The 14,334-nt window shown below is 60.2% G+C and carries 7 protein-coding genes; 6 read left to right on the forward strand and 1 reads right to left on the reverse strand.

Annotation, left to right across the window (positions count from 1 at the left end; all coding sequences use genetic code 11):
* Positions 1 to 258 precede the first annotated feature (258 nt).
* The 5 genes from rpoB to V6765_RS06885 all read left to right on the forward strand — a co-directional run bounded on the left by rpoB (position 259) and on the right by V6765_RS06885 (position 13,082).
* Entirely contained in the window at positions 259 to 4,398 is a 4,140-nt protein-coding gene (gene rpoB, locus V6765_RS06865; RefSeq protein WP_448427387.1) for a DNA-directed RNA polymerase subunit beta, read from the forward strand.
* A 193-nt stretch (positions 4,399 to 4,591) separates the two neighbouring features.
* Positions 4,592 to 8,806: a DNA-directed RNA polymerase subunit beta' gene (gene rpoC, locus V6765_RS06870; RefSeq protein WP_448427388.1), complete on the forward strand. Its 4,215-nt coding sequence runs from the start codon at positions 4,592 to 4,594 to the stop codon at positions 8,804 to 8,806.
* A gap of 146 nt (positions 8,807 to 8,952) precedes the next feature.
* A complete protein-coding gene (locus V6765_RS06875) occupies positions 8,953 to 9,570 on the forward strand; it encodes a LysE family translocator (RefSeq protein WP_448427389.1) in 618 nt (205 codons plus the stop codon).
* A gap of 587 nt (positions 9,571 to 10,157) precedes the next feature.
* On the forward strand, positions 10,158 to 11,723 hold the full coding sequence (locus tag V6765_RS06880) for an EAL domain-containing protein (RefSeq protein WP_448427390.1): 1,566 nt from the start codon (positions 10,158 to 10,160) through the stop codon (positions 11,721 to 11,723).
* Positions 11,724 to 11,963: 240 nt separating this feature from the next.
* Positions 11,964 to 13,082, forward strand: a complete 1,119-nt coding sequence (locus V6765_RS06885; RefSeq protein ID WP_448427391.1) for a linear amide C-N hydrolase — start codon at positions 11,964 to 11,966, stop codon at positions 13,080 to 13,082.
* Positions 13,083 to 13,162: 80 nt separating this feature from the next.
* On the opposite strand, the gene V6765_RS06890 is transcribed toward V6765_RS06885, so the two are convergent.
* Positions 13,163 to 13,459, reverse strand: coding sequence for a transcriptional regulator (locus V6765_RS06890; RefSeq protein WP_448427392.1), 297 nt, complete (start codon positions 13,457 to 13,459; stop codon positions 13,163 to 13,165).
* A 206-nt stretch (positions 13,460 to 13,665) separates the two neighbouring features.
* Here V6765_RS06890 and V6765_RS06895 point away from each other — a divergent pair, with 206 nt between their 5' ends.
* Positions 13,666 to 14,313, forward strand: coding sequence for a glycoside hydrolase domain-containing protein (locus tag V6765_RS06895; protein WP_448427393.1), 648 nt, complete (start codon positions 13,666 to 13,668; stop codon positions 14,311 to 14,313).
* Positions 14,314 to 14,334: the final 21 nt, after the last annotated feature.

Below are 14,334 nucleotides of genomic sequence, written 5' to 3' on the forward strand. Positions count from 1 at the left end.
TATAGCACTACACATAATATTAGTGGCGCCGGTTGGAGGCGGGGGGGGTTTTTTTTTTTTTTTTTTTTTTTTTTGGGGGGGGGGGCGGCCCCCCCCCCCCCCCCCACGACGACAACTGATGCGAAACCATTACCCAAAGTCCCTTTTCGGGCCTTTGGGTAATGGGTTCTCAAGAAGACCCTTAAATGACGACGGAGCCAATTGGCCATCGGTGACCGTCTGTTGCAGGCCCGGATGCAGATTGAAGGAGCTACCTGAATGGCTCAGACCCTTTCCTTTAACGGTCGCAGGCGCGTACGCAAGTTTTTCGGAAAGATCCCGGAAGTCGCGGAGATGCCGAACCTTATCGAGGTTCAGAAGGCCTCCTATGACCAGTTCCTCATGGTTGACGAGCCCAAGGGCGGTCGTCCCGACGAGGGGCTGCAGGCGGTGTTCAAGTCCGTCTTCCCGATGACCGATTTCTCCGGCGCTTCGATGCTCGAATTCGTGTCCTACGAATTCGAACAGCCGAAGTTCGACGTCGAGGAATGCCGCCAGCGCGACCTGACCTATGCCGCGCCGCTGAAGGTGAAGCTGCGCCTGATCGTGTTCGATATCGACGAGGACACGGGCGCGAAGTCCATCAAGGACATCAAGGAGCAGTCGGTCTATATGGGCGACATGCCGCTGATGACCAACAACGCGACCTTCATCGTCAACGGCACTGAGCGCGTCATCGTTTCCCAGATGCACCGTTCGCCTGGCGTGTTCTTCGACCACGACAAGGGCAAGAGCCATTCGTCGGGCAAGCTGCTGTTTGCCGCCCGCGTGATCCCCTATCGCGGTTCCTGGCTCGACATTGAGTTCGACGCCAAGGACATCGTTCACGCGCGTATCGACCGTCGCCGCAAGATTCCTGCGACGTCGCTCTTGATGGCGCTCGGCATGGACACCGAGGAAATCCTCGAAACCTTCTATGAGAAGGCTACCTACGAGCGTGATGGCGACGGCTGGAAAGTGCCGTTCTCGCCCGAGCGTCTGCGCGGCCAGAAGGTCGTTGCCGACCTGACCGACGCCGATACCGGAGAAGTGGTGGTCGAGGCCGGCAAGAAGCTGACCCCGCGCATGCTGAAGAAGCTTTCGGAAGGCGGCCTCAAGGCGCTCAAGGTCACCGATGAGGAGCTTTACGGCACATTCCTTGCCGAAGATCTCGTCAACATGGAAACCGGCGAGATCTATCTTGAAGCCGGCGAAGAGCTGGACGAGAAGAATCTGGCCGGCATCATCGACCAGGGCATCGATGAGATCGCGATCCTCAACATCGACCACGTCAATGTCGGCGCCTATATCCGCAATACGCTGGTTGCCGACAAGAACGAGAACCGTCAGGACGCGCTGTTCGATATCTATCGCGTGATGCGTCCGGGCGAGCCGCCGACCATGGAATCGGCAGAAGCGATGTTCAACTCGCTGTTCTTTGATGCCGAGCGCTACGACCTGTCGGCCGTTGGCCGCGTCAAGATGAACATGCGTCTCGATCTCGACGCCGAGGACACGGTACGCGTCCTGCGCAAGGAAGACATTCTGGCCGTCGTAAAGACGCTGGTCGATCTGCGCGACGGCAAGGGCGAGATCGACGACATCGACAATCTCGGCAACCGTCGTGTCCGCTCCGTTGGTGAGTTGATGGAGAACCAGTATCGTCTGGGTCTGCTCCGCATGGAGCGCGCGATCAAGGAGCGCATGTCCTCGATCGAGATCGACACCGTGATGCCGCAGGACCTGATCAACGCCAAGCCGGCGGCCGCCGCCGTGCGCGAGTTCTTCGGCTCCTCGCAGCTGTCGCAGTTCATGGACCAGATCAACCCGCTGTCGGAAATCACCCACAAGCGTCGTCTTTCGGCGCTGGGTCCGGGCGGACTGACGCGTGAGCGCGCCGGCTTCGAAGTCCGCGACGTGCATCCGACCCATTACGGCCGTATCTGCCCGATCGAGACGCCGGAAGGCCCGAACATCGGTCTTATCAACTCGCTCGCGACCTTCGCTCGCGTCAACAAGTACGGCTTCATCGAAAGCCCGTACCGCAAGATTTCGGATGACGGCAAGCTCACCGACGAGGTGATCTATCTGTCGGCGATGGAAGAGGCGAAGTACTACATCGCCCAGGCCAACTCGATCATGAACGATGACGGCAGCTTCGTCGAAGAATTCGTCGTCTGCCGTCACGCCGGCGAAGTCATGCTGGCCCCGCGCGAAAATATCAACCTGATGGACGTTTCGCCGAAGCAGCTCGTGTCTGTTGCCGCCGCTCTTATTCCGTTCCTGGAAAACGACGACGCCAACCGCGCGCTGATGGGCTCGAACATGCAGCGTCAGGCCGTGCCGCTTCTGCGCGCCGAAGCGCCGTTCGTCGGCACCGGCATGGAGCCGATCGTTGCCCGTGACTCCGGTGCTGCGATCGCCGCCAAGCGCGGCGGCATCGTCGATCAGGTGGATGCGACCCGTATCGTTATCCGCGCCACCGAAGACCTCGATGCGTCGAAGTCGGGCGTTGATATCTACCGGCTGATGAAGTTCCAGCGTTCGAACCAGAACACCTGCGTCAACCAGCGTCCGCTGGTGCGCGTCGGCGACGTTCTGAACAAGGGCGACATCATCGCTGACGGTCCATCGACGGACCTTGGCGACCTGGCGCTCGGCCGCAACGCGCTCGTCGCGTTCATGCCGTGGAACGGCTACAACTACGAGGACTCGATCCTGCTTTCCGAGCGGATCGTTTCGGATGACGTCTTCACCTCGATCCATCTGGAAGAATTCGAGGTCATGGCCCGTGACACCAAGCTCGGCCCGGAAGAAATCACCCGCGACATTCCGAACGTTTCGGAAGAAGCGCTGAAGAACCTCGATGAGGCCGGCATCGTCTATATCGGCGCCGAAGTGCATCCGGGCGACATTCTCGTCGGCAAGATCACGCCGAAGGGCGAAAGCCCGATGACGCCGGAAGAAAAGCTTCTGCGCGCGATCTTCGGCGAGAAGGCTTCGGACGTTCGCGACACCTCGATGCGCATGCCGCCCGGCACCTTCGGCACCGTGGTTGAAGTTCGCGTCTTCAACCGTCACGGCGTCGAGAAGGACGAGCGCGCCATGGCGATCGAGCGTGAGGAAATCGAACGCCTCGCCAAGGACCGCGACGACGAGCAGGCCATTCTGGACCGCAACGTTTATGCGCGTCTTTCCGACATGCTGCGCGACCAGACCTCGATCGCGGGCCCGAAGGGCTTCAAGAAGGGTGCTGTGCTGTCCGATGAGGTCATCAACGCCTATCCGCGTTCGCAGTGGTGGATGTTCGCCGTCGAGGACGAGAACCTTCAGGGCGAGCTCGAAGCGCTTCGCGGCCAGTACGATGAATCCAAGAACCGCCTTGAACAGCGCTTCATGGACAAGGTCGAAAAGGTCCAGCGCGGCGACGAAATGCCTCCGGGCGTGATGAAGATGGTCAAGGTCTTCGTGGCTGTTAAGCGCAAGATCCAGCCCGGCGACAAGATGGCCGGCCGTCACGGCAACAAGGGTGTGGTCTCCCGCATCCTGCCCGCCGAAGACATGCCGTTCCTGGAAGACGGAACCCATGTCGATGTCGTGCTGAACCCGCTTGGCGTTCCGAGCCGCATGAATGTGGGTCAGATTCTGGAAACGCATCTGGCCTGGGGTTGTGCCGGCATGGGCAAGCGCATCGGCGAGATGCTGGAAGCCTACAAGGAGACCAACGACATTGCGCCGCTGAAGGAAACGCTGACCGAGGTCTACGCTTCCGAAGCCCGCAACGAGGTCGAGTATTTCGATGATGACGGTCTGGTGCGTCTGGCCGAAGAAGCCAAGCGCGGCGTCTCGATCGCAACGCCGGTCTTCGACGGTGCGCATGAAGGCGACGTTTCGGAAATGCTGTCGCGTGCTGGCTTCGACCCGTCTGGCCAGTCGGTGCTTTACGATGGCCGTACCGGCGAGCAGTTCGACCGTAAGGTCACGGTCGGCTACATGTACATGATCAAGCTCAACCATCTGGTTGATGACAAGATCCATGCACGCTCGATCGGTCCGTACTCGCTCGTGACCCAGCAGCCGCTGGGCGGCAAGGCGCAGTTCGGTGGTCAGCGCTTCGGCGAAATGGAGGTCTGGGCTCTGGAAGCCTACGGCGCCGCCTATACGCTGCAGGAAATGCTGACCGTGAAGTCGGATGACGTTGCCGGTCGTACCAAGGTCTATGAAGCCATCGTCCGCGGCGATGATACGTTTGAAGCCGGTATTCCGGAGAGCTTCAACGTTCTCGTCAAGGAAATGCGCTCGCTCGGACTTTCGGTCGAACTGGAGAACTCCGCCGAGGAGCCGCAGCCCGACGTCGAGCTTCCGGACGCCGCGGAATAAGGATGAGAGCCGACGCGCCCCCTGTGAAAGGGCGGGCGCGTCGCCGGCGCTCGATGCTTATAAAGTAAGCTTCAAGTGTCAGTTTCGCCGCATTTCGCGGCCACAACCGTTTTAAAGGCAGGTCATCCGGTATCGGGGTTTTGACCGGATCGACTGCCAGCAAGGGCGATGCCGCCCAGTCAAGGAGACAGGCATGAACCAAGAGGTCATGAATCTTTTCAATCCGCAGGCGCCGGCGCAGGTCTTCGATTCGATCCGGATCTCGATCGCCAGCCCGGAGAAGATCCTTTCCTGGTCTTATGGCGAAATCAAGAAGCCGGAAACGATCAACTACCGTACCTTCAAGCCCGAGCGCGACGGTCTGTTCTGCTCGCGCATCTTTGGCCCGATGAAGGACTACGAGTGCCTGTGCGGTAAGTACAAGCGCATGAAATACAAGGGCATTATCTGCGAAAAGTGCGGCGTTGAAGTTACGCTGTCGCGCGTTCGCCGCGAGCGCATGGGCCATATCGAGCTCGCCGCGCCCGTAGCCCATATCTGGTTCCTGAAATCGCTGCCGAGCCGCATTTCGACGCTGCTCGACATGACGCTGAAGGATGTCGAGCGCGTTCTCTATTTCGAGAACTACATCGTCACCGAACCGGGCCTGACCGACCTGAAGGAGAACCAGCTCCTTTCGGAAGAAGAATACATGATGGCGGTCGACGAGTTCGGCGAGGACCAGTTCTCGGCCAATATCGGCGCCGAAGCGATCTATGAGATGCTTGCCAGCATGGATCTCGACAAGATCGCGGGCGATCTGCGCGCCGAGCTTGCCGACACCACGTCGGACCTGAAGCAGAAGAAGCTGATGAAGCGTCTGAAGATCGTCGAGAACTTCCTGGAATCGGGCAACCGTCCGGAATGGATGATCATGAAGATCGTTCCGGTGATCCCGCCGGATCTGCGTCCGCTCGTGCCGCTCGATGGCGGCCGTTTCGCGACGTCCGACCTTAACGATCTCTATCGTCGCGTCATCAACCGTAACAACCGCCTGAAGCGGCTTATCGAGCTGCGCGCGCCGGGCATCATCATCCGCAACGAGAAGCGTATGCTTCAGGAATCGGTTGATGCGCTGTTCGACAACGGCCGTCGCGGCCGCGTCATCACCGGCGCCAACAAGCGTCCGCTGAAGTCGCTGTCCGACATGCTGAAAGGCAAGCAGGGCCGGTTCCGTCAGAACCTGCTCGGCAAGCGCGTCGACTATTCCGGCCGTTCGGTCATCGTGACCGGTCCGGAGCTGAAACTGCACCAGTGCGGCCTGCCGAAGAAGATGGCGCTCGAACTGTTCAAGCCGTTCATCTACGCCCGTCTCGACGCCAAGGGTTACTCCTCGACCGTCAAGCAGGCGAAGAAGCTGGTCGAGAAGGAGCGTCCGGAAGTCTGGGATATCCTCGACGAGGTTATCCGCGAGCATCCGGTTCTCCTGAACCGCGCGCCGACGCTTCACCGTCTCGGCATTCAGGCGTTCGAGCCGATCCTGGTCGAAGGCAAGGCGATCCAGCTGCATCCGCTGGTCTGCACCGCCTTCAACGCCGACTTTGACGGAGACCAGATGGCCGTGCATATCCCGCTGTCGCTTGAAGCGCAGCTGGAAGCGCGCGTCTTGATGATGTCGACCAACAACATTCTGCACCCGGCCAATGGTCTGCCGATCATCGTGCCGTCGCAGGACATGGTTCTCGGCCTCTACTACCTCTCGATCATGAACGAGAAGGAGCCGGGCGAGGGCATGGTGTTTGCCGATATGGGCGAACTGCATCATGCGCTGGAAAACAAGGTCGTCACGCTGCACGCCAAGATCAAGGGCCGGTTCAAGACCGTGGACGAGGACGGCAATGTCGTCTCCAAGATCCACGACACGACGCCGGGCCGGATGATCATCGGCGAGCTTCTGCCGAAGAACGCCAACGTGCCGTTCGACACCTGCAACCAGGAAATGACCAAGAAGAACATCTCCAAGATGATCGACACGGTCTACCGTCATTGCGGCCAGAAGGACACGGTGATCTTCTGCGACCGGATCATGCAGCTCGGCTTCAGCCACGCCTGCAAGGCCGGCATTTCGTTCGGCAAGGACGACATGGTCATTCCGGACGCCAAGCACACCATCGTCGCCGAGACCGAGGCGCTCGTGAAGGAATACGAGCAGCAGTACAATGACGGCCTGATCACCCAGGGCGAAAAGTACAACAAGGTTGTCGACGCCTGGGGCAAGGCCACCGAGAAGGTCACCGAAGAGATGATGGCCCGCATTCGCGCGGTCGAATTCGATCCGGAAACCGGCCGCCAGAAGCAGATGAACTCGATCTACATGATGAGCCATTCCGGCGCGCGTGGTTCGGTGAACCAGATGCGTCAGCTGGGCGGCATGCGTGGTCTTATGGCCAAGCCGTCGGGCGAAATCATCGAGACCCCGATCATCTCGAACTTCAAGGAAGGCCTGACCGTGAACGAGTACTTCAACTCGTCGCACGGCGCCCGTAAGGGTCTTGCGGATACCGCCTTGAAGACGGCGAACTCGGGTTACCTGACCCGTCGTCTCGTTGACGTTGCGCAGGATTGCATCGTCAACACGGCGGATTGCGGCACCGACAAGGGCCTGACCATGACCGCCATCGTCGATGCCGGTCAGGTGGTGGCCTCCATCGGCCAGCGCGTTCTCGGCCGTGCCGCCCTCGTGGACATCGAGGACCCGACCACCGGCGAACTGATCGTCGAGGCCGGCCGTCAGATCAACGAGGCGGATGTGGCGCGGATTGAAGCATCCGGCATCCAGTCGGTGCAGATCCGTTCGGCGCTGACCTGCGAAGTCCAGACAGGCGTCTGCCAGGTCTGCTACGGTCGCGACCTTGCGCGCGGTACGCCGGTCAATCTCGGCGAGGCTGTCGGCGTTATCGCCGCGCAGTCGATCGGCGAGCCTGGCACCCAGCTCACCATGCGTACCTTCCACCTTGGCGGTACGGCAACCGTGGTCGACCAGTCGTTCCTGGAATCCTCCTATGAGGGTACGGTGCGCATCAAGAACCGCAACGTTCTGCGCAATTCCGATGGCGTTCTGGTGGCGATGGGCCGCAACATGGCGATCCAGATCCTCGACCAGCGCGATCAGGAGCGGTCTTCGCAGAAGGTTGCCTATGGTTCGAAGCTGTTCGTCGATGACGGCGATACGGTCAAGCGCGGCCAGCGTCTTGCCGAGTGGGACCCCTATACCCGCCCGATGATGACGGAAGTCGAAGGCAAGGTCGATTTCGAGGACCTGGTCGAAGGTCTTTCGGTTACCGAAACGACGGACGAAGCCACCGGCTTCACCAAGCGTTCGGTCATCGACTGGCGCTCGACCCCGCGTGGTGCGGACCTCAAGCCGGCAATCGTCATTCGCGGCGAGGACGGCGAAGTGCTGAAGCTGCCGCGCGGCGGCGAAGCCCGCCTGCCGCTCTCGGTTGACGCGATCCTCTCGGTCGAGCCCGGCCAGAAGGTCAGCCAGGGTGACGTGCTTGCGCGTTCGCCGCTGGAAAGCGCCAAGACCAAGGACATTACCGGTGGTCTGCCGCGTGTTGCGGAACTGTTCGAGGCCCGCCGTCCGAAGGACCATGCCGTGATCGCAGAGATCGACGGTACGATCCGCTTCGGCCGCGACTACAAGAACAAGCGCCGCATCCAGATCGAGCCTGCGGAAGATGGTGTCGAGCCGGTGGAATATCTCATTCCGAAGTCGAAGCCGTTCCATCTGCAGGATGGCGACTACATCGAGAAGGGCGACTACATCCTCGACGGCAACCCCGCTCCGCACGACATCCTTGCGATCAAGGGCGTCGAGGCGCTGGCTTCCTACCTCGTCAACGAGATCCAGGAAGTCTATCGTCTGCAGGGCGTGGTGATCAACGACAAGCACATCGAGGTGATCGTTCGCCAGATGCTGCAGAAGATCGAGATCACGTCTTCGGGCGACAGCGGCTATATCTCCGGCGATATTGTCGAGGCGATTGCCTTCGATAATCTCAACGAGGAACTGGTCGCGCAGGGCAAGAAGCCTGCGGAAGGCGAACCGGTGCTGCTCGGCATCACCAAGGCCTCGCTGCAGACGCCGTCCTTCTTCTCGGCGGCTTCCTTCCAGGAAACCACCAAGGTGCTGACCGAAGCGGCGATTGCCGGCAAGGTCGATACCCTGCAGGGCCTGAAGGAAAACATCATCGTCGGCCGTCTGATCCCGGCCGGTACCGGTCGCGCCATGTCGCAGGTCCGTCGCATCGCGACCACCCGCGACGACCTCATCATCGACGCCCGCCGCAAGGCTTCCGGCGCCGACGAGGCGACCCCGATGCTGTCGCAGATGAACGAGGAAAGCGAGCCGCAGCCGGGCGAATAAGCCTCTGCGTTGAAGCTAGCTGATCTGAAAGCCGCCGGTCTCGTGCCGGCGGCTTTTTCGTTATGCAGCCTACTGCCGCCCAACAGGCTTGCGAGGCGTTGCCAACGCGCATAACCTGCTTCTCGAACGTAGCGGGGACCACTTTGATGGCCGATCTTTCCGGTATTCTCGCCATCGCGGTGGCATTCTTTATTGTTGCCGTCTCGCCCGGTCCGGCCAATATCGCCGTCGCGACGATCGCGATGCGGTTTGGCAGAGCCGCGGGGCTTGTTTTCGGCGCCGGTCTTGCCGCGGGGCTTTCATTCTGGGGCGTTGTCGCTGCGACGGGCATGGGGGCGGCGCTTCAGGGATCTGTCTATTTCCTGAGCGTGCTTAAAGTGTTCGGCGGGGCCTATTTGCTCTACCTCGCCTTCCAGTCGGCGCGTGCCGCGGCAAAGTCTGGCATTGAGCCTGACGGGAAAACGACCACGGACGGGCGTTGGTTTCGCCGCGGTCTCGTCCTCAACCTCTCGAATCCCAAGGCCGTGCTGGTGTGGATGGCGGCGCTTTCCATCGGTGCGGACTCCGGCGGAAAGCCGATGATCGTCGCCACGGGGTTTTGCATGATCCTCGGGCTCGCCAATTATATGCTTTATGCTCTGGCGTTTTCGCTGTCCGGCGCGATGTCGGGTTATCAGCGTTTCAGGCGCTTTGTCGAAGGCGCGGTGGCCGGTCTGTTCGCCATGGCCGGTTTCGGTCTGATGCGTTCGGCCTTCAGCCGGTAGAACGCAGTCTGGCTCCTGCCTGCTGCGCGGTCTCCTCCGCTTCCGTCGCGGGCGGCGAGACTGGACCATTTTTGGGTCCAACTGAAATAGCGTTAGCCAAAACAACGCCGGACGCACACACTGAAGTGACTGTGGAGCGAGCGGTGATGAGGGATTCCAGTCTTTCGCTTCGCATGGAAAAATGGAGCACCTTGCGCGCTCTGATAACAAGGCCGGGACGGGGCGCCAGGTACATGACAAGGATGGTTATCGCGGCGCGTCCGCGACAATCTCATCATCAAGGCCCGCCGAGGGTTTCCGGCGGCGGCGAGGCGCCCCGGTGCTATCCGCGTTGAACCGGAAAGCCGGCCGCGGCCGGTAGATTGCCCCCGGCTTCGGATTTCCGGCCGTTTTCAGGCTTTTGTGTAAGAGGCCACCGACTTTCGGCGGTCTTTAACATTTATTCCTAAAATGCTAGCGATAGCATTTGCTGGTTACGCGGTCTTGTCGTCGGCAGTCGATCTCAGAGGGATTGACGGACGATTTGCGGCAGAGAAGGGCAGACCTGACGGGTCCCCTGATTTGCGCGGCGGCGGAAAGGAAGCGACATGGAGGCGGGTAGGCGGAGCATCTGGATCATCTGTCTTGTCTGGGTTTTTCTGGGCGGGATATGTTCGCTGGTGATTGCCGAGTTCATCCGCAACCATAACGCCGACGAATATGTCGAGTATTATGGCTCCGATGTCTTTCAAAACGCGGTCTCCGTCGCCGAAACCAGCCTGATGGTATTGCGCACCCTCGACCGATCTGACAACGCACCCTGTTCACCGGAGGATCTGGAGGCGATGCGCGGCGTCGTGTTTGCCGCCCCCTATCTTACCGATGTCGGTCGCTTGCGGGGCGGGTACCTGGTCTGCACCGGCATATGGGGCGAACTGGCGGAGCCGGTGGAGATGCCGTCACGTTTCCAGGTCGTGGGCGTTAACGGGGCCACGCTCTGGAAGGGCACAAGAGGCATCGCGCCGGCTGGCCTTGCGGCCGACATGGCCTCGTTCGGCAACAGCGTCGTGATGACGGCGCCGTCTGCCTTCGCCCGCTACGAAGACCCAGCCGAACGTCTGGCCGCCCTCGTGCTGACAAGCGATGCCGGCTACAACTATCAATCTTTCGGCGATACCGAAGGGCTTGCGACTTTGCTCGGAAGCAACAGTGATTGGTATCGCATAGCCCGGCGAAGGGTCTATTCGCGCTGCAATGACAAGACCGATGTCTGTGTCGTCGCCACCTATGACGCGCCTGCCCTTTTGAAAACGGCGCCGCTTGATTTCATACTTGTCCTGGCCGGCGGCGTTTCGGCCGGCGCCTTCCTCGGGCTTTGGCACGCCCATCTCTATCGTGAAAGCCGGTCCTGGCGTCAGAAGCTGGATCGGGCGCTCAATGATGACCGGCTCACCGTGCATTATCAACCGATCGTCAGGCTTTCCGACAACAGGATATGCGGGGCGGAAGCCCTTGCGCGGCTGGTGGATTTCGACGGGACGCTGATTCCGCCCGACCAGTTCATCCCCGCGGCGGAAACCTGCGGGTTGATAGGACGGATCACCCGCAGCGTCGTCAAACGGGCATTCACCGACATGGCGGCGCATTTTGCGGCCGATCCGGATTTCTATGTCAGCATCAATGTCGCCTCCGAGGACATACTGAGCCTGGAGTTTCTGGATTTTCTCGAGACCGAAACCCGATCCCACGGGCTTTCCGCCAGTCAGGTCGCGCTGGAACTGACGGAGCGCTCGACGGCGAGCCAGGACAGTCTGACCCAGGCGATGGCGGCTTTCAGCCGGCGCGGCTATCGCATCCTCATCGACGATTTCGGCACGGGCTATTCGAACCTTGCCTATATCGCCCGCATGCCGATCGCGGGCATCAAGATCGACCGGATGTTCACCCAGGCGCTCGACCAACAGGCAATCGGCGCGGTGATCGTCAGCAAGGTCTGTGAACTTGCCGCAGCGCTCGAGGTGACCCTGATCTGCGAGGGCGTGGAGACCAAAGGCCAGGCCGACCATCTCGTCGCCATCTATCCCGACATCTGTGTGCAGGGTTTCCTGTACGGACGGCCGATGCCGGTTGCGCAGTTTACGAGAGCATTTGCTGCGGCTCACAGCTCAGGTTGAGGTCAGGTCCGGAAATAGCTCCCGGAAAGCGGATTGAACGCTGCTGACCGGCTCCCTTCCGTGCGGAAAATATTCGCCGCCCCCCGCCCATCAGACAACCGGCCGCCTGGACCATTTTTGGGTCTAAGTGAAAATTTGTTGGCCAAAATAAGGGCGTAGGCACACAGTGAAGCGGTCGCGGAGCCAAAGGCGATCAGGGGATTTCATGACGTGGCTTCGCATGGAAGAAGGGAAACCATTATGCGTTTTGACAAAAAAAAGCTGGGACGGGGCGGCCGGTTGATGACGTGGGCGGTTGCCGCGTCGCTGATGCTGGGCTCCGTGGCGGAGGCATGCACCGGGATCGTGTTGACGGCCACGGACGGCACGGTGGTGCGAGGCCGGACCATGGAATTCGGGATCGATATCAAGTCGAATGTCATTCTCGTGCCACGCAACTTCGAAAAGGCCGGCACCACGCCCGATGAAAAGCAGGGCAAGACCTGGACAACGAAATATGCCAGCGTCGGAGCCAATGCGCTCGGCCTGCCTGTCATCATCGATGGTCTGAACGAGAAGGGACTTTCTGCCGGCATCTTCTACTTTATGGACTATGCCGACTATCAGCCCTATACGGCGGATGACGCTTCGAAGACCATCGCGCCGTGGGAAGTGGTCTCCTATATCCTCGACAACTTCGCCACCGTCGAGGAAGCTCGTGCGGGCATTCAGGAGGTAGTCGTCCCTGCCGTCATGTTCAAGCAGTGGAACATGGTGATGCCGGTCCATTATGTCGTGACCGATCCCTCCGGCGCCACGCTGGTCATTGAATATTCCGGAGGCAAGCTCCACCTGTATGACAATCCGGTAGGCACCATCACCAACCAGCCAACCTTCGACTGGCACCTGATCAACCTAAACAACTATCTGAATCTCGACCTCTGGAATTCCAAGCCGAAGAAGATCGGTGATCTGACCGTGCCGGGTCTCGGCGAAGGCACCGGCCTGCTTGGCCTGCCTGGCGATTTCACGCCGCCTTCGCGGTTCGTGCGCGCCGCCATTTACTCGAACGGCGTTTTCGACAGCGATGATGGTGAGGATGCCGTCTTCGAGATGTTCCATATCCTGAACAATTTCGATATCCCGCGCGGGGTGGTGAGAACCGGAAGGGAAAAGGACGAACACGGCAATATCATCGCTGACTATACCCAGTGGACCAGCAGTAACGACACCAAGAGCAAGACCTTCTACATCCGCACCTACGATGACTCCGCCATTCGCAAGGTATCGCTCGAAGGCCAGGATCTCGATGCGAAAGAGATCAAGACCTGGAAGCTGGATAGCGAGCAGCAGTTCTTCGAACTCGGTGCGCCGGAATAGAGCGTTTTCGCATTCATGATGACAGGGCCGGCTCCTTTGGAGCCGGCCATTCTTTTTTTGGCGGCCTTGCAGTCGCGCTGCTATTCCGCGCCGCTGAGCTTCACGATCGCGACTTCGCCTTCGAGGGCTGTCTGATAGGCTGACGCGTGGGGCTCCTCGTCGGGGATTTCGGAGATCATGCCGATCTGGTCGAGATCGGCTTCCGAATAGCCCTCGTTTGCAAGCGCGTTCAGCGTGTTGCGCACGGCGGTGTCCTCGTCCGGCGCGGCGATCAGGACATGGACCTCGGTATCGCCGTTCCACTCGTGATAGACCTTGCCGGTGATGATGAAGACCATGCGCTCGCCGTCGCTGGTGTAGCCGGGTATGGCAATCATGTCGGGCCTCTCTGTGATATCGCCGCCCTGATCCGCATCAGCATTTGCCGGGATAGGAGGCGCTTTCCGGTGTGGCGCGGAGCCTGTTTTACCGCATGATATCGCGATCCGGCCCCTAAATGCGACCATAGATTTTTAATCTGGTTGCTTTTGATGATTTAATATACCATAGGTTGCATTATCGGCTTTTGCCAGGATGGAGCGCTATGTACAGTATCATCGATACGCCGTGGAACACGACGGCCTATATTCCCCAACTGAAAAGCGGCGGCGTCGAGACAGTCATCCGCTATTACAATCTCGAGGACTCCGCGTCGCTGCCGCAGAAGCAATTTCAGCCGGCCGAGGCCAGCGCGCTTGCCGCCGCCGGTCTTACAATGGCGGTGGTGTTCGAGCAGACCGGCGGCGCGGACGGAAAGATTGACGATCTCGACCCGGCGAATGGAAGCCGCGATGCGACGCAGGCGCTGAAGCTTGCGGCCGCGATCGGACAGCCGCATGGCTCCGCGATCTATTTCTCCGTCGACTATGACTATGATGAAAGCGCCGATCTCCAGACCGTCGAATCCTATTTCGCCGCCGTGTCCAAGGCGCTGAAGGGCATATACAGGCTCGGGATTTATGGCTCCGGAACCGTGGCCTCCGCTGTGGTCGGCGCGGGCCATGCGGACCTGATCTGGCTCGCGGGCTCGACCGGCTGGTCCGGCACAGAGCAGATGCTTGGGACTGACAAATGGGCGCTGTTCCAGAGCGAGATGGATATTGCCGAGCCGTTGCCCCACGACGGGAACACCGCGTCGTCGGCATTTCCGAATTTTGGCCAGTTTACGCTTGGAAGCGGGCCGGCGGTTTGAAAGGCGGTCTGTGCACGCTGC

It is taken from the genome of Martelella sp. FOR1707, assembly GCF_053484265.1.

Excerpts from the sequence above, each read along its gene's own strand:
- V6765_RS06895 (WP_448427393.1), top strand. The coding sequence starts at position 13,666 with ATGTACAGTATCATCGATACGCCGTGGAACACGACGGCCTATATTCCC.
- V6765_RS06890 (WP_448427392.1), bottom strand. The coding sequence starts at position 13,459 with ATGATTGCCATACCCGGCTACACCAGCGACGGCGAGCGCATGGTCTTC.
- rpoB (WP_448427387.1), top strand. The coding sequence starts at position 259 with ATGGCTCAGACCCTTTCCTTTAACGGTCGCAGGCGCGTACGCAAGTTT.
- rpoC (WP_448427388.1), top strand. The coding sequence starts at position 4,592 with ATGAACCAAGAGGTCATGAATCTTTTCAATCCGCAGGCGCCGGCGCAG.
- V6765_RS06885 (WP_448427391.1), top strand. The coding sequence starts at position 11,964 with ATGCGTTTTGACAAAAAAAAGCTGGGACGGGGCGGCCGGTTGATGACG.
- V6765_RS06880 (WP_448427390.1), top strand. The coding sequence starts at position 10,158 with ATGGAGGCGGGTAGGCGGAGCATCTGGATCATCTGTCTTGTCTGGGTT.
- V6765_RS06875 (WP_448427389.1), top strand. The coding sequence starts at position 8,953 with ATGGCCGATCTTTCCGGTATTCTCGCCATCGCGGTGGCATTCTTTATT.